The organism is Vibrio lamellibrachiae, assembly GCF_050337265.1.
GTDB lineage: Bacteria > Pseudomonadota > Gammaproteobacteria > Enterobacterales > Vibrionaceae > Vibrio > Vibrio kyushuensis.
Map to the genome: position 1 here is coordinate 370909 of NZ_JAKJSU010000004.1, position 25305 is coordinate 396213.

General features: G+C 42.6%; 17 protein-coding genes. 8 read left to right on the top strand and 9 right to left on the bottom strand.

The window, feature by feature from the left end; genetic code table 11:
- Positions 1 to 53 precede the first annotated feature (53 nt).
- Positions 54 to 1577, top strand: coding sequence for an HD domain-containing phosphohydrolase (locus tag L4C54_RS01900; protein WP_428801822.1), 1524 nt, complete (start codon positions 54 to 56; stop codon positions 1575 to 1577).
- Between the two features lie 88 nt (positions 1578 to 1665).
- Here the strand turns inward: L4C54_RS01900 and L4C54_RS01905 are convergent, their stop codons facing one another.
- Entirely contained in the window at positions 1666 to 2310 is a 645-nt protein-coding gene (locus L4C54_RS01905; RefSeq protein WP_428806867.1) for a LysE family translocator, read from the bottom strand.
- 181 nt (positions 2311 to 2491) lie between these two features.
- On the opposite strand from L4C54_RS01905, the gene L4C54_RS01910 reads away from it, so the two are divergent.
- The 3 genes from L4C54_RS01910 (at position 2492) to L4C54_RS01920 (ending at position 5073) form a co-directional block, all read left to right on the top strand.
- Positions 2492 to 2917, top strand: a complete 426-nt coding sequence (locus L4C54_RS01910) for a glycine zipper family protein (RefSeq protein ID WP_428801820.1) — start codon at positions 2492 to 2494, stop codon at positions 2915 to 2917.
- 155 nt (positions 2918 to 3072) lie between these two features.
- The gene (locus L4C54_RS01915) at positions 3073 to 3510 is read left to right on the top strand and encodes a hypothetical protein (RefSeq protein ID WP_428806868.1); all 438 of its coding nucleotides are present in this window, start codon (positions 3073 to 3075) and stop codon (positions 3508 to 3510) included.
- 78 nt (positions 3511 to 3588) lie between these two features.
- Positions 3589 to 5073 carry a carboxypeptidase M32 gene (locus L4C54_RS01920; protein WP_428806869.1) on the top strand — a complete coding sequence of 495 codons (1485 nt, stop codon included), beginning with the start codon at positions 3589 to 3591 and terminating at the stop codon, positions 5071 to 5073.
- An 80-nt stretch (positions 5074 to 5153) separates the two neighbouring features.
- Here the strand turns inward: L4C54_RS01920 and L4C54_RS01925 are convergent, their stop codons facing one another.
- The 4 genes from L4C54_RS01925 to L4C54_RS01940 all read right to left on the bottom strand — a co-directional run bounded on the left by L4C54_RS01925 (position 5154) and on the right by L4C54_RS01940 (position 6747).
- Positions 5154 to 5765, bottom strand: coding sequence for a LysE family translocator (locus L4C54_RS01925; protein WP_428806870.1), 612 nt, complete (start codon positions 5763 to 5765; stop codon positions 5154 to 5156).
- 84 nt (positions 5766 to 5849) lie between these two features.
- Complete coding sequence (locus tag L4C54_RS01930) at positions 5850 to 6074, bottom strand: hypothetical protein (protein ID WP_428806871.1); 225 nt, start codon at positions 6072 to 6074, stop codon at positions 5850 to 5852.
- Between the two features lie 160 nt (positions 6075 to 6234).
- Positions 6235 to 6486: a PnuC protein gene (locus L4C54_RS01935; protein WP_428806872.1), complete on the bottom strand. Its 252-nt coding sequence runs from the start codon at positions 6484 to 6486 to the stop codon at positions 6235 to 6237.
- A gap of 75 nt (positions 6487 to 6561) precedes the next feature.
- Positions 6562 to 6747 (bottom strand): hypothetical protein, encoded by a 186-nt coding sequence (locus L4C54_RS01940; protein WP_428806873.1) that lies wholly within the window; start codon positions 6745 to 6747, stop codon positions 6562 to 6564.
- Positions 6748 to 6997: 250 nt separating this feature from the next.
- On the opposite strand from L4C54_RS01940, the gene L4C54_RS01945 reads away from it, so the two are divergent.
- A complete protein-coding gene (locus L4C54_RS01945; RefSeq protein WP_428806874.1) occupies positions 6998 to 7309 on the top strand; it encodes a hypothetical protein in 312 nt (103 codons plus the stop codon).
- A gap of 23 nt (positions 7310 to 7332) precedes the next feature.
- On the opposite strand, the gene L4C54_RS01950 is transcribed toward L4C54_RS01945, so the two are convergent.
- Complete coding sequence (locus L4C54_RS01950) at positions 7333 to 8241, bottom strand: DMT family transporter (protein WP_428806875.1); 909 nt, start codon at positions 8239 to 8241, stop codon at positions 7333 to 7335.
- 167 nt (positions 8242 to 8408) lie between these two features.
- Between L4C54_RS01950 and L4C54_RS01955 the strand changes: the two genes are divergently transcribed.
- A complete protein-coding gene (locus tag L4C54_RS01955) occupies positions 8409 to 9317 on the top strand; it encodes a helix-turn-helix domain-containing protein (RefSeq protein WP_428806876.1) in 909 nt (302 codons plus the stop codon).
- Positions 9318 to 9342: 25 nt separating this feature from the next.
- On the opposite strand, the gene L4C54_RS01960 is transcribed toward L4C54_RS01955, so the two are convergent.
- The gene (locus L4C54_RS01960) at positions 9343 to 10101 is read right to left on the bottom strand and encodes a RecX family transcriptional regulator (RefSeq protein ID WP_428806877.1); all 759 of its coding nucleotides are present in this window, start codon (positions 10099 to 10101) and stop codon (positions 9343 to 9345) included.
- 255 nt (positions 10102 to 10356) lie between these two features.
- Between L4C54_RS01960 and L4C54_RS01965 the strand changes: the two genes are divergently transcribed.
- Positions 10357 to 11022: an SDR family NAD(P)-dependent oxidoreductase gene (locus L4C54_RS01965; RefSeq protein ID WP_428806878.1), complete on the top strand. Its 666-nt coding sequence runs from the start codon at positions 10357 to 10359 to the stop codon at positions 11020 to 11022.
- A complete protein-coding gene (locus tag L4C54_RS01970; protein ID WP_428806879.1) occupies positions 10985 to 11641 on the top strand; it encodes an alpha-ketoglutarate-dependent dioxygenase AlkB family protein in 657 nt (218 codons plus the stop codon). Before L4C54_RS01965 ends, L4C54_RS01970 begins: the two co-directional genes overlap by 38 nt.
- Positions 11642 to 11688: 47 nt before the next feature.
- On the opposite strand, the gene L4C54_RS01975 is transcribed toward L4C54_RS01970, so the two are convergent.
- Both L4C54_RS01975 and L4C54_RS01980 read right to left on the bottom strand, forming a co-directional pair.
- Entirely contained in the window at positions 11689 to 11901 is a 213-nt protein-coding gene (locus tag L4C54_RS01975; RefSeq protein ID WP_428801801.1) for a hypothetical protein, read from the bottom strand.
- A 233-nt stretch (positions 11902 to 12134) separates the two neighbouring features.
- A complete protein-coding gene (locus L4C54_RS01980; protein WP_428806880.1) occupies positions 12135 to 24902 on the bottom strand; it encodes a retention module-containing protein in 12768 nt (4255 codons plus the stop codon).
- Between the last annotated feature and the right edge of the window lie 403 nt (positions 24903 to 25305).

Sequence of the window (25305 nt, forward strand, 5' to 3'; positions counted from 1 at the left end):
TTAGTCTTTGCCTATACCCATATAAGACACTTAAATTGCAGGGAGTATTTGCAATGCCATTAAAACTACTCCGAGAGCTTGAAGAGAAAGACCTACCGCCGTGGAAGGTGCTCATTGTTGATGATGACCCCGATATCCATCAGGTCACAACGTTAGTTTTAAAAAGGTTCAAATTAGACGAACGCCCTCTTGAGTTTCACCATGCACACTCAGGGATTGAAGCCAAAGAGAAATTGTCGACAATTGAAGACATCGCACTTATCTTCCTTGATGTCGTCATGGAAACAGAAGAAGCAGGTCTTGAAGTCGCTCGCTGGACAAGGCAAGACTTAGGGAACCATAAAACCCGAATAGTGCTTCGTACTGGTCAGCCGGGTCAAGCACCTGAACACTCTGTCGTGTCTGAATATGATATTAATGATTATAAAGAGAAGACCGAACTTACAAGTCAGAAACTGTTCACTACCGTGTTTACCGCTATTCGATCCTATCGAGATATCGTAGAAATTGATCGCGCGCGGCAACTTGAAGTCAATTATCGTCATGGCCTAGAGCGTGTCATTCAATCAACAGCTGTGATTTTTCAGCAAAATACACTCAATACGTTTTCCAATGGAATACTTCAGCAAGTTCTGTCGCTTTTGCGAATGAACGAACAAAGCATGCTTGTCAGTGTTCGTGGTCTAACAACCATTATGGAAGGGCAAGAGAACTTTCGAGTATTGGCACAAATCGGAGACGAAGAACAAGAAGTCACTGATACGCATGTATTGAGTTACCTAGAAAGAGCGTTAAAAGAAGAAAAAAGTGTTATTGATGGGGATATTTTCGTCGGGTACTTTGCCACAAGTTCCGGTGCAGTGAGTTTGCTCTACTTGAAAGGGGCACGCAAGATTACCGAGCTAGAGAGCCAATTACTCACCATTTTTTCTTATAGTGTTAGCTTGGCTTTTGAAAACCTCTTCCTCAGCCAAGAGATTATTGATACCCAAGGTGAACTTATCTATCGGCTTGGTGATGTCGTCGAGTCTCGATCCCATGAAGCGGGTAACCACGTTCGACGCATGTCTGAACTAAGCTATGAGCTTTGTTTGCTGCTCGGCCACTCTGAAGAAAAGGCTCAGCTACTGAAACAAGCCGCCCCGATGCATGATGTTGGTAAAATCGCCACTCCAGACGCTGTACTACTTAAACCGGGTAAGCTGGATGCTGAAGAATGGGAGATAATGAAACAACATGCTGAGATCGGATACAAGATTTTAGCGGGCTCAAAGCGAAAGATCTTACAAACAGCTGCAATGATCGCCCATGAACACCATGAGAAAATAGATGGTACTGGTTACCCTCAAGGACTAAAAGGTAACGACATATCCATTGAAGCTAGAATTATAGCCGTCGTCGATGTGTTTGACGCATTAACTCATGAACGATGTTACAAACCTGCATGGCCGATTGAGGATGTTGTGAAGGTACTCAATGAATCAAAAGGGACACATCTCGATGAGCACGTTGTCGAAACCTTACTTGATAACCTAGAAGTCGCACTAGAGATCAACAAAAAATATAGCAACGATTAAGGTCTTTCCTTAGCTGGCCTAGAGAGAGGTGACAATGTAACAATTATTGTCACTTAAAATCCTATAATCTTCTTGGTATCTCTTGAGACTAAGGTTCAACTACCGACTTTTCTAACAACAGTTTAATACCTAAAAAGACCAGCACTGCACCTGTTGTCCCTTCCATCCATTTCAAAAATCGCTCGTTTGTTAACAGTGATTTAGCTCGGGACAACACACTAGACAAACCACACTGCCAAAGCATAGCAATCACAAAGTGGATGGTCGCCATAAACAGAGATTGTATCAATGCAGAACCTTGTGGATCAATAAACTGTGGCAGGAACGCTAGATAAAACACTGCGGTTTTGGGATTCAAAACATTCGATAAGAATCCTTCTCTTAGCGAACGTAAAGAGTTAACTTCGCTCACCGTTACATTATTCACACCTAGCGACGAGTGGCTATTTTTCATCGCTAACAAGCTATTAATGCCAAGCCAAATCAAATAGCCCGCACCGACTAGTTTTACAGCTTGAAAAAGTTCGGCTGATTGAGCCAATACCGCTGAAATACCAATTGCAGAAAACAAAGCGTGTACATAGAGACCACTGCAAATACCAAAACTGGTTACTACGCCATCGGTTAAACCACCTCTTGAAGTATTCCTAATCACCATTGCTGTATCCAAGCCTGGCGTCAACGTTAGAATGGTAATGGCGAGAATAAACGCTTCGATATTTAAAATTAGCATGGGCTGATAGCAACGGCTTGTTGAAAGAGATTAGATTCAAAATAACCAGTTCTATCAATAATTGCTACTGGAAAATGAAGTTGATGGATAAAGTTCAGTCTCAAATTTAACATTCGTGAGTATCAGAATGTAATCCATGGGTTTGGTTTAATGATTTCGTCCTAACGATTGAGAAGCCATTATGAAAAAACACTACATCATTGCTACCTTGCTATTAATGTCTAACACCGCTTTCGCTGATGGTGGCGTCGTGACGGATGTTTCGACTAATTTAATCTTCGACTACGATAATATTTCACAAGAAGAAGCCGTTGATCAGCTTGACGAATGCCAAGATATTGCCAATACGACTCAAAAAGCCGAAGCCACAAACAAAGGTTCTGCCGTATCAGGTGCAGCAAAAGGGGCGGCGGCTGGTGCAGCCGTTGGGGCGATCAGTGGAAATTCAGGCTCTGATGCTGCTAAAACAGGTGCAGCCATTGGTTTAGTTAGCGGACGAATAAAAGGTAATCGCGCAGCCGATGCGTCACAACAACAAAACCAACAAGCTTACCAAACTGTGTTACGTAACTGCATGACAGACAAACACTTCGTTGCCTTAAACTAATTAACGCTTACCAAGTCTGCACAACTTCAAATTGACTATAAAAAACGAAAACTGAAGCGCTAATCATTCGTAGACCTCCCCCGCTCTACGAGTGATTAAACCTCCATCAATAACACCGGATATCCATTATAATCCTTATCGCTAAACGAGTGTCTATGAGTAACCTCTACAGAATGTTGTTTCCAATCATAGTTGCTGCCTGTCTTCTTTTACTGATCGCAAGTTTTAGTAGAGCAAACACGACTGCCGATCGATATTTCCAAGAAGCGGCTCAAAATGAACTCACTCATGAACAAGCATTTTCATACTACCGAGGAAACTTCACTGCTTGCGGCCTCTCTTTACTGTCCGGTGAATCGTTTAAACACGTCGACAACTCTCTATTTCAAATATTCGCTACACGAGTACATTTACCACCTAAATACCAACAAGTTGCACCACATATCGATAATGAATACTTATTGCTCGGTGAGAACGCAACCTATCAGTTTATGCTGGGTTTAACGGAAGCTGAAAAACTTCAATTTTGCCAACGCTTATTTAATCACTACTCTTCAGATTGGGTACTTTCAGATGAACTGTCAGAACCTTAATTCTCGTCTAATTACTTGAGAATCAACTAAAGATTGATACACTGAAAGCATCTTTCTTCCGTCATGGATGGCTTCGTAATGACTGCATTCAATAAATTAGTCGAACACTCAAAAACAATCTCACACTTTAATCACTTAGCTGCTATTTGTGGTTGGGATCAAGCGTCTATGATGCCATCTGGTGGTAACCAAGCGCGTTCAGAAGCGATGGCACAACTCTCAGTTCACATTCATGGGCTTCTGACTCAACCTCAACTCTCTGATTGGTTTGCCCAAGCTGAAGCTGAAACACTTTCTGCACAAGACAATGCTTCACTGCGTGAGTTAAAACGCCAGTGGATGCAGGCGAACGTGTTGCCTGAGTCTCTAGTTCAGGCCAAGTCCCTTGCTGGTTCTAAGTGTGAACACGCTTGGCGCTCTCAACGTGGTGATAATGACTGGAAAGGGTTTGAAACGAACTGGGCTGAAGTCGTTAAGCTTTCTCAAGAAGAAGCGCAAATTCGTGCGGAAGCAACGGGACTGTCTCCTTATGATTCCATGCTCGACATTTACGAACCGGGTACCACATCAGCATCACTAGATGTACTGTTTGCCGATGTAAAAACTTGGCTTCCATCTCTTATTGATGATGTTATTGAGAAACAAAAATCTGAAGCTTTTATAACGCCAGTCGGACAGTTTGACACTACCCAACAGAAAGCTCTTGGTTTAGACGTAATGAAGCTTTTACAGTTTGATTTTGAACACGGCCGATTGGATGAAAGTGTGCACCCATTCTGCGGCGGCGTGCCTTCAGATGTGCGAATTACCACAAGGTACGATGAGTCTGAATTCGTTCAATCACTGATGGGCATTGTGCACGAAACAGGCCATGCACGCTATGAACAAGGTCTACCTAAAGTGCTAGGTGGATTACCTGCTGGAGAAGCTCGTTCAATGGGTATTCACGAATCTCAGTCACTATTTTTCGAGATGCAAGTAGGCCGTAGTGATTCGTTTATTCAACATCTGTCTAGCCTCGCTGGTAAACAATTCACGACACATGATCCTGCATTGTTTGGTTTTGATAACTTCCAAAAGCTCTATACACGAGTTAAGAAAGACTTCATTCGTGTTGATGCGGACGAGCTAACCTACCCTGCCCACGTTATTCTGCGTTATGAAATTGAGCGTGATCTGATCAATGGGAAAATCAAACATACTGATGTGCCAGAGCTATGGAATCAAAAAATGCAGCAATACCTCGGTTTAAAAACTGAAGGGAACTTTAAAAATGGCTGCATGCAAGACATTCACTGGACAGACGGGGCATTTGGATATTTCCCTTCATACACTTTAGGCGCTATGTATGCGGCTCAATTTATGGCTTCAATGAAACAAACGGTTGATGTGGATAGTGCCATTCATTCTGGCGATTTAACGCCTATCTTCAATTGGCTGGGTGAGAACATTTGGAGTAAAGGCAGCTTACTTACAACTGACGAACTTGTTAAACAAGCGACGGGAGAAACACTAAATGCTGACTTCTTCAAAAGCCATCTAGTGGAACGCTACTTAGGTTAATCTGCTCAATCCAGAACCTGACTAGAAATAAGTGCTAGTGTTATTCACTGGCACTTTTCATTCATACTCAAATACTCTAACTAGGTATACTGTTCAACTAACTCCAGCGCCATTGGTAAAACAGATACGACCAACAAGCCTGACATTGTCCAGTTAAACCATTTGCGATTGGCTTCATTGTTTAAATACCGCTTCAGCCAAGAACCAAAAAATAACCAAATACCAACGCTAGGAAACGATACGATCAAAAATGTTCCCGACAAAGTAAGCGTTTGATTAAACAGTTCTGCCCCTTGTATAGTAAAAGCAGCACAAGCGCCTGTCGCTACAACCCACGCCTTCACGTTTACCCATTGAAATAGTGCTCCATTGAGAAATGTTAGTGGTTTTTTCTGTTCTTTCGTTGATAAGCGACCGCTTGACCCTGAAATTAACCAAGCAAGGTAAAGCAAATATGAAACGCCTATAACCTTAATAATTTGGTGCAAACTTGGATAAAGCTCAAACACCTGCCCAAAACCTATTCCAACAAGAAAAAGCATAAACGCAAAGCCAAAACAGATGCCAGACATAACTGGTAAACTTCTTTTAATACCAAAGTTCAACCCAGATGTCATAAGTAAGATATTGTTTGGTCCTGGGGTCGCAGATGAAACAATTGCAAATAAAACCAGTGAGTATAAGTAGTCCATTACTTCCTCATATGGAAATTAAGGTAAACGCATAACGCTATCTTCAGTCCCTATTAGTAGAGTTGAATTAAACCTGACTATATCCTAAACAATCGAAAATATGATTTTTTCATTCGATTGATGCTCTTCTACTTCTAAGATTACGCCTAGAAAATCATTGGATTTCATAGCTGTTGTCACGATCTCTGCTTGATCACTATTTAGCCGCTTTAAAAATGGGCTAACAGCCAGTTTAGCTAAAGCCAATGGTACTTTAATTGTGTCTTCTTTTTCGCCAAGAGTGAAGGTTTCGATCTTCAACGTTTTCATAAAACATCCTTATTATGAGTGGGGAAACGTATCCAAAATACAACCTTTTTATGGTACCAATTTTGACGCAGAACACATAAACAATAATGTGCATATATACGTTTGGCTTTTCCTACAAAAATATACACTTTATGATCTGTCTATTTTCTAAAGTGTTGCATTAAGCTTCATGCGCCACTCTATTCTCGGGCTTAGACCATTGAACTATCGCTCTGAGATTCATGGCAAAGAATATAATATTGGCAATGATCATGGCAATACTGCCCGTTAGGCAACCAACAACAATCCAACTTGAGTTACCGCACATCATTAAAATGAAGCCTGCTTTATTCTTATTACCAATCTGCCAAATTGCGAGGAAAGTAAAGACCATCGCGACCCAATCAACGCCGTAGTATTGTAAATAATCCATTAGAAGTCCTTACCGCCAGATTAGTCGAGTATTCAACTAAATAGCGAACATAAATCAAAAATTTATGTTCGCTATTTATTCTTTATCACTTTCTGGGTTTGAGCGAATTAAGTCTGCATTCAGAACTATCATCGAGAACGAAATATGAATAACGATAATAGACAGTAACGCTTGTGATGAAACATTGAGAAATAGAAAACCCAATAAGAAAAATACACTGGAAATAGCAACAATCGGCTTACTTTTTGATGTGCTCTTCATAATAACTGGTCCTGATGAAATCGAATTATCACCATGGTAGCTCTTGTTTTTCTTCCATTCTTTGAGATAGTTAACAAATACAAAAGCTTATGATATCAGCCTTATATGTGTACCTAACTTGTACTATGGTGCTACCAACGTAAATGAAGTCAGTGCGATAGATGCGTAACTTCAATACATTTATTAAAGTAAATCAAAATGCATTGCCTATACTTTATATTATGTCAGAAAGGCTTAATTGGATATTTATATGGCAGATCAAAACGTTGGACAAATACTTCAGGCTTTTAACAGTATTGAATCTAAGCTCCAAGAACAAAATGGAATGATTCGAGAGCTAACGGCAAAAGTTAGCGCACTTGAGGGGCAAAACAAAAAGCTTGAACAATTGATGCATCAATTAAAGTCCCCTTCAAGCTCACAAACAAATCTCTCTGGAAAAAACAATGAGTTTCAAGACAAGGTAACACAAAGCTTGAAGTCCATCGAAGACAAGTCTAAAAAGGCCATAGAGCTGATTAAAGTCAACGGCAGCAGCGTAAAAAAACGCGCTTGGCCTTAATAAAGTTTATTCATCATTAGGCATTACGGTTGGCTGCTATAGGTACGATACCAACGTATAACAGGTTCATGAAAGCCAAACACACGAAGGTTGCCCGCTAATACCAGAACAACACCTATAGCTGATAGCCATGTCCATTCATATCCTTCAAATATTGTAGATAACGACAGAGCGACTAGCGGAAACAACACAGTACAGTAAGCTGCTTTTGCCGCTCCAATCCTACCAACCAGTGCCAGATACGTGTTGAAACCAATCACGGAACCAACAATGGCAAGATACATTAGAGCAGATACATAGGTCGATGTGTCGGGTATGCTTAGTGGTAAATCCAAGATCAACGCAATGATCAATAGATATAGCGCCCCATACCCCATTGCCCATGCGGTAGTTGGCAATAGTGGCATCTCTTTTTTCTGCGCTCGTGCTGACACCATATTCCCCATCGAGAAGAAGCACGTACCTAAGAAGCTAAGCGTTAAGCCAAGAAAAATGGTTAGATCCATATCTGCACTGACAAATTGTGAAGCAAACAAAAGAACAACCCCTGTAAATCCCGTTATGGCCCCCTGCAAAAATGCAGTAGATGGTCTGCGTTTTTCAAGTATCCAGAGATTAAACGAATTCAGTATGGGAGCGAGTGAAAATACAACAGCATTCAAACCACTGGGTAAGTATTCGGTTGCAGCGTAAAAGAGTAGAAAGTTATTTGAAAACAGGCATAAGGCAAGAAGCGCTGCCATTTTATGGTTTTCAATAGACAGCCTAGGTAATGCATTTCGAACAATCAAAATAACGAACAGCGCAATGGACGCTACGGCAAACCGCCAACCAACAGACACGACAACCGGTGTATCAGCGAGTTGATATGCTATCGCCAGCCATGTTGAGCCCCAAATTAATACGGTAACTGTGTATAAAATTGCATTCATTGCACTTTTCTTCCTTATTTAAACTATTTGATAAGGCTACTTAGTTCAGTCATGTACTTCGTCCGTATTCCTGCTGTTTTTACAGATTCTTGCGCTTTTCTTTCGCCTTTAGTGTTCACAAGTATTGAAAGTAAGTATATTGAATTAAGAAATATAGGGAGTTTGTATTGGATGAGCGTTCCCCGTTTAGGGATAAGCACAAGCGTGTCTACAGTGTATTGTCTAACAACACTGCAACACTGCATAAGGAGCTATGGCTAGATAATGGCATGGGTTCTGCTGTGTGGAGCAATAGTAATGGAAGTGCTAGTTACGATAAACCCGGGCATCATACCTTAAGCTACTACTTACAAGGTGGTCACAATACGCAGCGGATCATGAACTCCGGGAACCTGAATGGTGGAATAGATAAGTTATGTTTAATGCCAAAAGATCATCGTTCAGATTGGGCTTTTTCAGCGCCATTTTCTTTCTTCCACCTCTATTTTGAACAAGCACATCTACAAAGTTTTACAGAACAAGTATTTGATAAAGAAGGCAGACACATTGAGCTAAGTGAACTCACTTTCGTTGATGACCCTTTTGTAAGCCAGCTAATTAGAGAAACAATGCTGAATCAAAACTGGGAGGATTCAACTGATAAGTTGATAGTTTCGCACGCTCAGCAAATGCTACTCATACACCTTCTACGCCGTTATTGTAATTACTCAATGACCAAAGCAATAAGTACTGGCGGGCTATCTATAACAAACCAACGAAGTGTCACTGAATTTATCGAGGCAAATCTATCTCGCTCTTTTTCACTAAGTGATCTGGCGACTTTGGCTAACTTGAGTGATTTTCACTTCGCTAGAATGTTTAAAACAAGCTTTAACTGCACACCTCACCAATACGTTCTGTCTCGCCGTATTGAACTCGCTAAGCAACTGCTTACCAATAATACGTCCACGCTAGCGGATATTGCTCAGCTATGTGGTTTTTCATCACAGCAACATATGTCTCAGCAATTCAAACTACGAGTCGGCGCTACACCCGCTGTATATCGACGTGAACTGAGCAAAGCTACCAGTAAATGATCTGTCCAATATCTTAGCCAATAGACTAGCTAAGCTCTTCCATAGCAAACTTAATTTCATCTGATGAGAACCCTTTTCGGCTTAACATCGCATACGCTTTACTGCGCTCTTTGTGGGTCTTAAGATCATACGATTTTTTTTCAAGCTGCTCCAAACAAGAGGAGTAAAAATCAATCTCTTCAGCGTTCATTAAACGTTCTACAGTGGTCTCAAGCTCAGTAATGTCGATTTTGCGCTGACGTAGCTCTTGGCGAATAACCGTCAAGCCCTTCCCTTTACGAGCGTACTTTAGAATTTCTTTTTCCAAATCTGCTTTTTCAGCTTTGATTTCAAGGTTAGTTTGAAGCTGGTCAAAACAGATATGCTGTCTAATCGCTTCATTCACTTGCGCGTAACTAAAGCCTCTTTTTTGAAGCGTTGAGACGAGTTTTTCTTTGCTTATCGTAAACTCTTGATAAGTATTGTTTACTCGATCGATTAATATTGTTTGCTCATCGATTTGCAGTGCTTCAGTAACCTTCGCTATCGCTTCTCGAATCAAGGTATCTTTGATCCCTTTCTTTTTGAGTTTTTCTAGAATGTACCCTGAACCATATTCACTAGCAAATGCACGTTCTGCGAATTTTTCGGCAAATTCATTATCTGATTTTAGATAACCAAACCCACGAAGTTTCTCCATCGTATCGGCTATCCACTCTTCATTGTCGGTTTTCACACGCAGCTTAGAGATCAACTCACTTTCGGTAAGATCCCTTTGCCCCAAGTGCCACATTGCAGAATTCATAACGCTTTCTATACGCGTGGCTTTTTTAATTCGATTTTGTTCAGGAGACAAAGGGCTACCTCTAATTGATTCGATTTAGCGTTAACGACTGAGACCAGCATTGTTAAGCTTGTATCCACCCATTTTTCCACACCCTCCAGTCAAAGCCAAACCTTATATAAGATTAAGAAACTGTGAGCTTTCACATTAAAGCCAAGAAGATATTTTTTAGTGAAAACGCTACATTGGGGGCAGTTTAAACAGTCTGAGATAACTATGATTTTAATTACTGGAGCAAGTAGCGGATTAGGCGCAGCATTGGCTAACTTATATGGTCATGAAGGTGCATCGTTAACACTGACTGGACGTAATCAACAACGATTAGACCAAGTGCAAGCGCCACTGTCTGACAAGGTCAAAACACAAGTATCTGACCTCTGTGATCCACAAAGCGTGACCGAGTTATTTGATTCAATAACAGAAACACCTTCCACAGTAATCCATTGTGCGGGTAGTGGCTATTTTGGCAATATTGAGCAGCAAGAACCTATCGAAATCAAAAAACTGCTCGATAACAACGTTACCTCAACCATTCTATTTTTGCGTGAGTTAATCAAACGCTACCGCGACCAAAAAGTAAAAATAGTGGTCGTCATGTCGACCGCAGCTCAAGCGGGGAAAGCGAGCGAATCGACTTACTGCGCGGCAAAGTGGGCAGTGCGTGGATTTATCGAATCACTTCGTCTTGAGTTGAAAGATAGCCCAATGAAGATCATCGCCGTATATCCAGGTGGAATGGCGACCAATTTCTGGGATTTAGGCGACAAAGAGAGAGACACTTCAAGCTTTATGACCGCGACCGAAGCGGCTTCCATGCTTAAACAAGCGTTAGTAAATACAGAACATGGTTACATATCGGATATCACAATTGCCCGTGGCTAGCCCTATTCAACTAAAAACATGGCACTCGGTACCTAATGGCTTGTTGTATTGGGACCCGAACTTTATCGATAATGATCAGGCAGAAGCTTTGTTTGGTGCTCTACGTGATCAGGTCCGGTGGCGTAGTGATGAAATAACGCTATTTGGCAAGACCATGCCAATACCTCGCTTACAAGCATGGTATGGCGATGCCAGTTATCGCTATTCCAATCTCACCATGGAACCCGATCCTTGGCTGCCGATACTGTTAGATCTAAAGTCTCAGTGTGAAAACGTAACTAACGGTGAACAAGTCGCCAATGCTCGATTCAATTCTGTATTAGCGAATCTATACCGTGACGGCAGTGATTCAAATGGTTGGCACAGCGATAATGAGCCTGAACTTGGATCGCAGCCAGTTATCGCTTCTATTAGTTTGGGCGAAACTCGAACGTTCCACCTAAAGCACAAACAAACTAAACAGAAATATACGTTCGATCTTAACTCGGGAAGTTTGCTAATTATGGCGGGTGAAATGCAGAAGTATTGGCTTCATACCGTTCCAAAAACCAAGAAGCCAAAAACTGAAAGGATTAACCTAACCTATCGCCTTATTTCAGACTCATCCCTTTTTACCTAGGGTTGAACACATAACACTCGCTCTCGACTGATTAGGAACATCTGTTTTTAAGAGTATTGGATCTCTTGTTCAATAAAGTCAGACTCACTGAACCACAGAACTTTGCCTACGTATTGACTTTCGATTAACTGAGCATCAACCATTGAGGCCAGTCGAGCATTCATCTTTATCCAACCGTCTTGGTCACTTTCCAGTTCATCCACTAGGTCAGCAACAATGCTATGTGCTTCTGCATCTAACAGTAGGCTAATGTAATTCATCTATTTTCATCCAATCAATAACATACATCCTCTCGTACCGAGAAGGAGTTCAGTTTGCGTTTAAATTATCTGGCAAATGGTAACACGTTATCGGTTTAGAAAGGCGACCAACATTAGGTCACTCGAAGGCGTTTATATCGATCGGAGGATTAACTTAGATTTGAGGGAAAGAACCAGCGCTTTAGGTATTAGCTAAAGCGCGAGTTTCCCTAGGAAGAGAAAAATAACGGCTCTTACAGTTCGTGCATAATCACTTGTTGCTCAATCATTGCAGTGACAATATCAGTCGACTCAAACCCACTGAGAGATAACTGAGGAGCTAAGTCTTCAACTAAGATCGTTTGCTCTTCAGCACCAACACCGTGAGGGTGAATGGTAAGCGTTATGTCATCTCCGTTGATGTTTGCATCAAGATGTTCAAGCAGGGTATCCATATTGACATTGTCCATGCGTAACTCAGGCAGAACGTCTCTCAAATCGATCTGGTCTCCTTCGTCTAAATGGAAGTCAGTAATTGTGTCAGTGACGCCATCATCGATCTCATGCCAAACAAAGGTATCCATTCCTGTACCGCCAGTGAGAACATCGTAACCTAGCCCACCAACTAATATATCATCACCTTCACCGCCCAATAGTGTGTCATTACCTGCGCCACCTTCGAGAGTATCGTTACCCGACCCTCCTTCTAAGCGGTCGTCACCACTTCCTCCAGTCAGTGTACTGTTTTCACCGTCCGCCAATATCTGTTGATCGTCTGTTTCAGTAGACATATCGATAACAGACGCATCTGATACGACATTGAGCTGAATATCGATAGATTGAGAGAAAGCTTCATCGTTATTTGATTCTGTCGAAACGGCAAGAACGCTCAAAGTGTGCTCGCCAATAGGCGCGTTGTTCACTTGAAGTGAATCAATTGCATCTGCAGAAACCACCCATACACCGGACATGAAAGTGGCGCTTCCTGCATTGCTGCTTAAGCTAGCGTTATCTGGCAATCCCGAGACTTCTAACGTCAATATTTCTCGGCTGTCCGTTAGCGCGGCAATAAGCCCTACTATCGCGATGCCGTTGTTACTTGCCGCTTGGCTAGTGGTAATATTTCGAATGTAATTAACCGCTGGATCAACCGTTAACGTTGGCGTATCTGCCACTGGTATCACTGCTATATCGTAATGCACAGGATCAGTTTCTATCACAATACCCGATGGGTTCCCGCTGTCTTTCGCAACCACTTGAAGGTCAATATTGCTGATTGAAACATCACTAGCATCTAAAAAGAGGCCGTGAGGTGCGGTTGGTGTATCGATAAGTGCATTCAGATCTGCCAAAGTTCCGGTGAGAACAACGGTACCGCTACCATCACCCGCTACCACAACACCCGAGCCAACAGGCAGTGCAACCGACAATGTCCCAGCATTAATGCTTAGCGTTACAGTCATTAGATCGTCAGCGTATCCATCAACGTAATCTGGGTCACTGATGTTAATACCACTAATTAATTGAGCCGTGTCTTCACTCACCACGTGAGTCACACCTGTACCATCAATCACAGGCTCATCGTTTACCCCTTCAACAATGAAACTAACCTTTGCGCTATCTTGTAAAAAGTCATTCAAGCCATTGGTTTGTCCATCATCTTCGACGACATAACCAAGTTTTACACTACCATTGAATTCATCGGCAGCAGTAAACGTCCAGTAAGTGCCATCTGCGCTTTTCTCTAATTGACCTTGTCCTTCTTCAAGCGTTAGGTCGACAACACGAATAGTGTCTCCTTCCATATCATCTGTCGCATCAATCAAGTCTTTTGCGTAGATGATCATCTGCCCTTCTTCTAAAATCGTTCCGAAGTCGAGATTATTAGCTTGAGGCTGATCATTCACTTCCGTGACATTTATCTCAAAAGTCGCTTGATTGGTTGATGACGTCGTACTGTCATTTGGATCAATCACGCCGTTATTTCCACCGTCATCAACGACAGCTGTAACGGTCACTGCACTTCCTGAATTAATGTTGTTACTTTCAGCATCAGGTTTAAACGTGACCTTACCTGCGTTCAATGCAGCATTAATATCGCCAACACTGCCCGTCATCGTGAGTTTACCTTGAGCATCCAATGAGAACGTCACATCAGGGAATGCGGAAAATTCTAGATCGCCTTGATCAACGCTCAGCGTTAGAGTGTAAATCGCGTCTGGATCATCATAGGTAGCATCAATATCCGCGATGCTGAATGAGTCAATGGCGATGCTGATGTCTTCTTGCGTCTCCAAGTCAGACACATTCACAAACGTAGGTTGGTCATTAACCGGATCTATCACTAAATCTACGTTGAATACAATTTGTGGCCCTAGGTGCTCGTTACCATCAGAGTCTTTATCAACCGATCGAACCTTAATCGTCAATGGCTTATCGATACCAATAGCGTTACCCGAGTCGCTGTTGTGCTCTCCAGAGTTGAATATGATTTTGTCGAGCTGTTGAGCTGAGATATTAAGCGTCCAAGTACCCGTTTCTGAATCGTAAGTTGCTGGTGTTACACCGTCCGGGTAGAAGATCGTGGCATCATCAGGAACGTTAGTGACTTCGACTCTTAACACTTCTGCGCTGTTTTCAAAGTAAACACCGTTGCCTGAAACCGTTACTGATTTATCGATAACAGAAGCTTTAATATCAATGTCGATATTCTGGCCTTCTAAGCCCGAGATTGCATCAGTGGCATCAATGTCGATACTGTCACCGACCGGCGTCACATTAAGGATAAACTTAGGCAAGTCAGCAACTTCTGTTGGAACACCTAATAATGACTCTTGAGTAAATACCGTAACGCCAAACTCAGCCGTTCCGCTGTAGTTCTTCGGTGGTAAAATAGAGATTGCACTCAAATCAACCGTAGAGCCAGCATCAGATGGGATTTGAACACTCCATACGCCATCTCCATTATTTTTAACCGTGTAGCCAGAATCAGCTGTTAGCAAGAAGCCGTCTGGAACATCCACAAACTTAAACGATACAAACTGCTCGGATCCATCTAAGTCAATCAATGAAAGGCTCACCGAGCCCGCTATGCCTAGCGATACTGATTCATCTTCGTTAGTGGTGATCTCTACGATTTGGTCGGTGCCGTCTGAAGAATTGGTATCGTTAGGGTCATCAATCGTACCCGTTACGGTAACGCCATCTAAAACTGGTGTTACTTCAAAACTGACACTGGTAGAGAAGTTATCGGAATGCTCAACCGTTTGATTAGGTGTAAACTCATCAAATGTCGCGGTATCGGTCACCGTTCCTGATACGTTGATTGTCACTTCATTTTGATCATCGTCACCTGGATAGTTCTCTTTCGCCCTAAATAGAATATTGTCGAGTGCACCTGCGCTAATTTGGCTGGCATCAAAGGTAAGCTCTGTACCTAAGTTTTTACCGTCAGTATCATAAAATGCACCGATATCAGGGTTGGCCAACGTCAGTGTGACCGAAGAAAGAACTTCTTGCCCCCCTTCAATACCTGAGACTTTATCCGCCAATTCATGACCTAGGCTAAGCTGAATATAACTGTCTTCGTAGCCGATGCTGTCCGCTTGACCACTTCCATCGAGATCCATTGGGGTCATGCTGTCATCTAGCGAACCTATCACTTTAATAGAAATGGCTGGTTCATCACCGCCTACGTCAGCAATAGGATCTACTCGAACCACGACCGAGCTCTCCTCAGAGTTTTCATTTCCTGAAGTTATGTCTTTAGTGATAACGGTAATTGGTAATCTAAAGTCACCAGAGTAGTCGTTTGGAAGCTTCAATGTGAGTCCATCAAAAGACTCGACTACGCCAGCATCAGAAATTGTCGTTTGGAAAACAAACTGTCCATTAACGAAATCTACTTCTGCGCCAGAGATAGATATTGGATAGCTTTTACCATCAATCATCACATAATCGTCTATAACAATCGTCACTTCATCGGCTGAAGTATCTGTATTGGTAAAACTGATAATGCTGTTGAGTTGAGCACCTAAATCAACAGATTGATCTTCGGTTGCATGAATAATGCTATCTTGGGCAACAGTTATCTCCGCAGCAACTTCATCTCCTCCGTCAATCGATTCAGGGAATGATAGCGTTACCGAACCCGTTCGTTGCTGTTCTGGGGAGTGCTCATTGGTATCCTCCCCTTCATCAATTACGAGTGTTTCTATATTGAGTTTTATTGAGTTATAACTGTTTGAATCACCTGTAATGCCACGTGTTAGATCAAGCCCTTGTGGCGCACTGATACTAAAGGCATCCTCATCGATAATTATCCAACGACCGTTACCTTCATAAGCTGCGCCGTTAACAACGAGTTGGCTGATAATATCTAAACTAAGTTCACTACCATCGAGGTGGGTCAATTCAACGATAACGTCTTCTACCACTTCAACCGATGAAGAATCCGTTTCCTTGTACTGGATAACGTATTCACTATCCAACGAAAGATTGTCACTGTTAGTGGTAAAGCGAATTATACCTTTGTCATCTGCTGTAATAGCTCCGGCAGCATTGTCGGTATAATCTATAGCTCCCGTTTCATTGGTCACAACGAGCTTATTGTCTGCATCTTGGTCTTCGACAATAGCTCGCACTGTCACATCAATGGTGCCAGTTATCGTTGCGGTAACACGACCACCCTCACCAACAATGTCGTCACTGGTGTATTCGTGGTCGCGCTCTTCAATCTCAACCGTTGAGCTTAATGTGAAGTCTTTGCTTGAATCGACTGGCGGTAAGATTTGAATGAAATCAGCTTTAAGGGCCGCTTGAGTAAATGCATCTGGCGACAAACCATTAGGTTCAATAACAACAACCTGAGATAGACCGTCTAAGCTAACGACGGCACTAACTAAAGCATTATTAACAATAACCTGAGCGCCTAAAGGAATACCTTCAAGCGTTATCGATGTGAAGTGTTCATCGCTATCAATGTAATCTGACCCTTCTGGATGCCAATCGATATTGATCCACTGATCTTCATTTCCAATAGAGCTGTTTGTGTAGTTAGTTGAAGCATCAATAACAGGTGCGACATTGACCCGAACTTCTTGTTCAAAGGTATGAACATGACCATCATTTTCCGTAACAATAATGTTAGCGGTAATATGAATATTCTCTGTCGATGAGTCTATTGGTCGAATTATGATTCCTGAGGTGGTATTAAACCCCGTAACGTTCGCTTCGTAGATAGGCTGACCATTGCCATCGTATCCGACAAAGTTAAGATCAATCTGAGTCCCATCGCTGTCCTCAATAACGACACCTTCTGGGATATTAGATAGAAGAACAGTTATGGATTCAGAGTCATCAAGTGGTTTATCACCTCGCTCACCCGATATGACCGAGAAATCAAAAACAGCATAGTGATCACCACTTTGGCTCTCTTCTATGGTTGTCTCGACACCTTGAACGCCACCTTCAGTAAAACTACTCCAGTGTGAGCCGATCGTCTGTGCTACCGCTACATCAGCAACGCCAGAGACTTCAACATTCACCACTTTAGTTCCTAGCTCCTGCTCAGATACATGCACAGCCCCATCAGATAAAGATGCGCTATCTTTGACTACACCAGTGACTTTAAAAGAGAAGTCTTCGTTACTGTGTTTTTCAGGCACAACATCAACGTTAGCTAGCTGATCGTATGGGATTTCGAAATAGGTTACTCCGTCAATTTCAACGGTTGTAATTTGGCTATCGCCACTACCAATCCATACAAATTCAGCGTTTTCAGTCACGTCTGAGATACGAACGAACAGCACCTCTGAACCATCACTGTCAACTGAAGGGTTCATGGTGATCGCTTCATCTAGCGTAAACGGGTCATAATTTTCATCACTACCGTAATAATCTGGATTGGTGATATTGTCTTCATTTATCTGAATTCTGCTAACGCTAAAGCTGCCAGAATCAGCACTTGGTGTTACATCAATAACCAACTCTTGCGATTCTGAACGTGCTGTAGATTTGTCTACCGTTCCATCGTTATACGCGTTTGAGCGCTCTTCGGTAATGGCAGTCGCTTCAAATCGAATTTGCCCAGAGAAGTTATCGATTGGATTCACTTCAATACGATTGATGTCACTCGCCGCAATAATGTAAACACCATTCACTGGCGTCAGAACATCGCCATTGCGATCAAGTAGCTCAAACTGCCCTTCTCCTTGAGTCACTTTTAGCTCATAGGTGATGGTTTCTGGTCGACTTGTGTCTTGCGATTCCGCTCGAAGCTCTAACCGAACATTACTGTCATCTTCACCTAACTCATAGTGGTAGGTACTTCGGTTATCATTCCAATCCGCAATATCGGCAACACTCTCAATTTCGATTCTAAAATTCGAATCAATTGTATGGTCCGCAACTCCGTTGTTATTAATCTCGAGCTGATAGTTAATTTTTACGCCGCCATTACCCGTTGAGTAGTTTTCATCGGGTACGAAGTAAAGATTATCGATGGTTGCGATGGTGTTGTTACCACTTTGGCTAAAGCTCTGCTGCAACACTGAATCATTAAAAATGATATTGCCAGTCACTGGATCTGCGTCTAACTTATGGAACTCACCATTTTCTAGATAGTAGAAGTCGCCTCGATGATTGCCGCCTTTGATCGTCAAAGCGCCAATTGACTCGTTATTATCAGCGTCAAAGAGGTTTACTTGTAATGATATTTGAGCAGGCGTATCCGACAAACCTATTTGGTTATCTTGAATATTTTCAGCATCCGGCTCATCGCCTGAAGCGTAGTTAATGCTGGCATCTCGCCCTGAATCTTCAAACGTGGTGACTTTGAGGGATATTGGACGAGACTCTTTATCACTAATGGTGATTTCAAGTGGCGCTGTTGAGGTGTCTAAATCTCCGTCTGTTGCGGTCACATCAATCGAGAAGTTAATCTCATCACCATCATGCTCAAGATTACCGTTGGCACGAAACTCAATTTCTCCATTTGAGTTAACTCTTAGTATGCCGAGTTGTCTGGTCTCAGTTCCACCAGCGCCATCATCAGTTTGCTCATAAACGCGAACATTTTGTCGCCCATCATTCAGATCAACAGAATCTAGATAAGTTCCTCTTGGACCACCAAAAACAATGGTTGCTCCACTTTCCGTAGTCCCTTCAATTTGAGTTAACTTCGCGCTGTCTGCCCCTTCATCAGTGACATTCTCAAACATATCAATCTTGCTGTTTCTATAGCCTTGCCCTTCAATGCGAGTGATTGAATGCTCAGTTAAAAACGGCACATCATCGACTATCGTAATTGGTAGATTGATTTGATTAGAGACATCACCATCAAAGTCTGTGGCCACAATAGTAAAATCTAGTTGTAGGGTATCTTCGCTATCTACAACACCGTGATCTAAAGAGCCCAACAGCTCAAATTGGTAACTGTTGTTACTCGTATCAAATGTGATAGTGAAAACAGGTGTGCCTGATTCAGTTTGTGCGGTATAGGTAAAGCTATGGCCTGATGCAGATGTGCTTTCAATGAGCGCCCCCCACTCAAGAGATTCACCGCCACTGGTAAGCCCCAATAATGTAGAATTTGCATCAACGAGTTCGTATTCTACAACTCCATCTGCTCCTTCCTCGATGACAAACAGCCCCGACACCTGTGTGTCATTGCTTTGGTCAGAACCAACACCAGTAAGATCATCCTCATCAACTAGGTTTTCCCCAGTTGTGTTAGAAATAAAAGGCTTATCATCAATGACTTCTATTGGCAGAGAGAAACCTTTAGAAGCATCACCATCGGCATCGATAGCGACAACATCAAAAGGAATGGAAAGTGTATCCACATCGCCTAAGTGATCAATGGCCTCAAGCAGAGTAAATGTATAAGAGCCATTGTCAGTTAACACTAAGGTAAAGACAGTGACACCATTAGCCATGCCTTGATAACTGGTGCTGTTGGCATCGCCTGTCACTTTTTCGATGGTGATGCTTTCACCACACGAGAACAACCCACTCGCTGTATCAGCTAAGTTTTGTAACTCATAAGAAACTACGCTATCCGCCCCTTCTGTGGTAACAAATGAGCCAGTGACTTGAGGATTGCTACCAGACAGCGCATCTTCATCAACACTGATTGTACTTGTGTTTGTCGTATCATCAATGGTTGGAATATCATCAGTAACGGTAACGGTTAACGACTTCATAGCTGAATCATCACCGTCTGTGTCCACCGCATAAACGGGCAGTTCGAATGCTAATTCGTTATTTTGTAAACCTTCAGGATGATCAATCGCTTCAATTAGGGTAAATGTGTAATTACCTTTATCGTTGCTGTTGGCATCTGCGTAATTATTAAACGCAATGGTGAAGACCTGAGCCTCTTGCCCTTGTGCATCCTTAGTGAAACCAACATATTGACCAGAGTCGGCAGGCTCTTCTTTTAACTCAACGACCAAACCGTTTGAGGTTAACGACCTGTCAGCATTAAACTCCTCACTAGATATTCTCAAGTGGCTAACATCATCACTGCCTTGGGTGTAAGTAATAGACGCTGTCACGCTCGCGCCTGCCACGTTTGGTGAAGAGCCATCATCAAGATTTGCTTCTGACAGCTCAACGCTTGGTATTGCATTGATTTCAGGGTTATCGCCATCTTTTATGGTCAACGTCACCTTAGACGTCACAACATCTTTGTCGCTATCTCTAGAGGTTAAGACTATAGACTTAGCAATGTCACCTTTCGAGTGGTCGAGATCTCGATTAGGCTCAAAGCGCACCTCACCAGCTAGAGTTACGTAAAGTGTTCCTTCAGGGAAATCAAACGCTTGCTCACCTGCTATCGATTGGTCAAGCGTAATGACATCTCCACCATCAACGGTGAATTGAGTGATTGTCGCGCTATCTGCACTTTGTGTAGGCAGTATATTTATCGTGTCAGTCGTTGGCGTTCCGCTGCTTAGATCTAATGCACTTGGTTCTGTGACCGTTAAACTGCCATCTTGCATCACTTGTACATCATCGGTGATTCTGACCGTCAGCGGTTTCACAACTGAATCATCACCATCGGTATCCACCGCGTAAACCGGTAGGTCAAAGGCGAGCTGGTTATTGTCGAGGCCATTGGGGTGATCGATCGCTTCGATTAATGTAAAGGTATAGTTGCCTTTATCACTGCTATTAGCGTCAGCGTAGTTATTGAAAACGATGGTGAATACTTGAGTTTTCTGCCCTTGAGCATCGGTGGTAAAGCCGACATATTGCCCAGAATCACTAGGCTCTTCGATTAGCTTAATCGTTAATCCATTTGAAGTAAGTGAAGTGCTCGCATTGAACGCTTCACTATCAATTCTAAAAACGCTTACATCATCACTACCTTGCGTATAGGCAATGGACGCTGTAGTACTAACACTAGAAACATTAGGTGAAGAGCCATCAATAAGACTTGCTTCTGATAGCTCAACGCTCGGAAGGATATTAATCGCAGGATTTTCACCGTCTTCAATGGTTAGCGTCACTGTTGAAGTCGCCACATCTTTATCACCATCAGTTGAGGTAACAACGATGGATTTGACGATATCACCATTCGAATGATTTAAGTCTCGATTAGGCTCAAAACGCATCTCACCGTTTAATGTGACGTAAAGTGTGCCCTCATCAAAATCAAACGATTGTTCACCTAGTATTGTTTGGTCAACCGTGATTGGAGCACCACCATCAAAGGTGAACTGGGTGATTGTCGCACCGTCAGCACTTTGAGTCGGCAGTACGGTGACCATATCTGTTGTTGGCGTGCCATTGTTTAAGTCTGATTCACTAGGCTCGGTAATCGTAAAACTACCATCTTGCATCACTTGTACATCATCTTTGATGTTGACCAACAGCTGCTCTACCTCTGAATCATCACCGTCAGTGTCAACCGCATAGACAGGCAGTTCAAAAGCTACATTGTTATTTTGTAATCCATCTGCATGATCGAGTGCCTCGATCAAAGTGAAGGTGTAGTTGCCTTTGTCACTACTGTTAACATTCGTATGGTTATTGAAAACAATAGTGAAAATTGGAGTCTCTTTCCCTTGTGAATCTATTGTAAAACCAAGGTATTGGCCGAAATCTTTGGGCTCTTCTCTTAACTCTACAGCTGAGCCATTGGAGGTTAGTGCACCATTCGAATTGAACTCATCACTAGCAATTCTAAAGTGACTAACATCGTCACTACCCTGTGTGTAACTGATCGATTGTGTGCTGCTTAGGCTGGCGTTATTGGGTAATGAACCGTCACCAAGACTTGCTTCTGATAAATTAACGCTCGGTACGAGGTTAATTTCTGGGTTTTCACCATCTTCGATAGTCAGTGTAATTGTCGAGGTAACCACATCTTCATCGCCATCACTGGAAGTGACAACGATAGACTTAACAATATTGCCTTTGGAATGGTCTAAGTCTCGGTTTGGTTCGAAACGCATTTCACCATCTAAGGTCAGGTATAACGTACCTTCATTAACGTCAAACGCTTGCTCTCCCACTACCGATTGATCAAGCGTGAATGGGTCACTGCCATCAAAAGTAAATTGCGTGATGGTTGCACCGTCTGCGCTTTGCGTTGGCATTAGGTTAATAGTCTCAGTGCTTGGCGTGCCACTGTTAACATCATCCAAGCTTGGCTCAGTGATGGTAAGACCGCCGTCTTGCATACCTTGAACATCATCAGTAATGCTGACTGACAGCTGTTTCACTTCTGAATCATCACCGTCTGTGTCCACCACGTAAACGGGCAGTTCAAATTCTAGTTCGTTATTTTGGAGTCCATCAGGGTGATCAATCGCTTCAATTAGGGTAAAGGTGTAATTGCCTTTGTCACTACTGTTAATATTTACGTAGTTATTGAAAACAATAGTGAAAACTTGGGTCTCTTGCCCTAATGCATTCTTGGTAAAACCAACGTATTGACCCGAATCGCTAGGCTCTTCTTTTAACTCGACGGTCAAACCATTTGAGGTTAGCGATCCGTCAGTATTAAACTCGTCACTGGCAATTCTAAAGTAGCTGACGTCGTCGCTACCTTCAGAGTAAGTAATTGATTGTGTATTGCTTAGGCTAGCGTTATTTGGTGATGAGCCATCTTCAAGATTGATTTCAGATAGGCTGACACTTGGTACAACATTGATCTCAGGGTTTTTACCGTCGGTAATTTTAAGATCGACGGTTGCAATGTCCTCGTCACCATCCGCATCTTTTGCCGTAAACACAAACTGCTTAGCAATAGTTTCATTACTAGAGTGGTCAATATCACGAACCACAACGAACTCAAATTCACCATTTAGCGAGACAGAGAGCGTCCCTTCTGCAAAGGTAAAAATTTGCAATGCGCCATCAGCAGCACTTTGATCTAATTCATACGTCTCATCAGAGTAAGTAAAAGATTGAATCGTTGCAGTATCAGCCCCCTCAACGTTGAACAAACTATGAGATACCGACGTTTCGCCGTCTAACGTTGGCTCAGTAACGGTGAAGCTATTGTCCACCAGTTCAAGAACATCATCTTGAACATTCACTTGTATCATTGCCGCTTGAGCGTCAGCCTCTCCTTGAGAAAGGCTAGAACGGTCACCATCGGCATCAACAGCATAAACCGGCAGGTTAATGATCGTAGACGCATCCTCAGCACCAAGATGATCAAGCTGCTCAAGTAAGGTGAATTCATAGCCCCCTAAAGCCGGGGAGTCGATTTTCACTTCAAAAACCGTAACACGAGCACCGTTTATTTGGGCGTAACCTTCATAAGTGCGAATGCCATTTTCGTTGCTGACCAATTCAAGCTGAACGGGTTGCCCTTGCGATAACAGAGCACTGTCGCTGTTAAATTCGGTAGGTTCTAATTCAAAGTGATCGATAGTGTCGCTGCCTGCATCAACTGAGATTTGACCATTTCCTGAAACTATTGCTGCCCCTTCGTTAGAGCCACCAGTAACCCCTGACTCATCAAGATTGATTGAAGAGACATCAGTAATCACAGGATTGTTGCCGTCATCAATCGTAATCGCTGCGTCGATTGGAACAATCAGAGCATTACCCGCGGAATCAGCGCCTTGTATCTCAAATGAGATCGTAATTTGATCATCAACTATTGAAACCTGTCCGCCGCCAACAGATGACACATGGTCGATAGGTTGAGTTATCGTCGTCGTAAGTTCAAGCGTGACATTGCTTCCTAATAAAACAGCGTCAATGTCTATTCGAAGGACTTCGCCTTCACCGTTTGTTCCGACAATCGCATTTTCAGCTTCATCATAAACAAATTCGACGGCTTCACCGGATGAGGTGATATCTGAGTTAAGTTCCGTAAGTAGTAACTCTAGTGATACGGCTGAAGGTGAAAATGAACCGGGGTCTAAAGCAAGATCACTAGATTCAACAGTTATTGAGGTTGTAGTCGATTGAGGGTAAGAATTAAGTGATAAAGACCCTTCTTGGACTGATTGACTAATGCTTTCACCACCAGTTGGAAGAGCAGTCGTTCTTCTTTCATCATCAGCCGTCGCTATTTCATCACGAACAATCGCAGAGGTTTCAAAGAACGTACTCGCAAGGACTTGAGCGCCGTTATATTCAATGGTCACAAAGCCTGCGTTAGCTGAACCACCAACACCACCCGCAGCGGTTGCTTCTAATAATTCCGTTGGATCGGCGCCTGCTAGAATAGCTTCTTGAATGGCTGCGAGATCTTCTTCACTAATATCCGTATTCTCAAGTTGCTCTAGATTGAAGTTCACTTCACCCGCTACAGGCGCCACACCCCAACCACCGTCAGCGTCCCCACACGCTATACAGTTAGCATTCAAGTTAAGCTGTGAGTCAGCATCAATCATTGTAATCGTTGAGTTATACCCAGTGATTACAATATGGTCTTTAGTAATGATCTCGCCGACTTCCGCCTTTTTCGCGCTTCCATCAACCCAGACAACAACAACGTCACCCGACACTTCTTTTACGACTACATTGTGACGAATTACATCGACATCCATAAAAACCCCAAGCGCGCCAAAATGGCATCAAAACAAATGTAACAAGATATTTCTTATATCAGTAAGGATATCAATAATTGCGAGGGACGTCATGTTTATGGCAGCGTCAAAATGACGCTAGAAACAAATGAATATTTCTAATGTGTCAACATTAGCTTACAGAATTGAAAGCGTGATTATCAATCCTATAAAACGACGGAGGTAGAGCGATATTACAAATGAAGCAAAATCTAAAATGTATCTTCACCATACTGTCTTGAATGCATCTCAAACCTATTTTGACCTTTGCATCAATAAGCAACAGCTTGCACCAAAGCTGTGCTCATTGTAGGGTAATGACAGTTGAAACGAAGGATAAGCATGCTTTTTTAATTGGCACTTTACTTGCTTTAATTCAAACAGT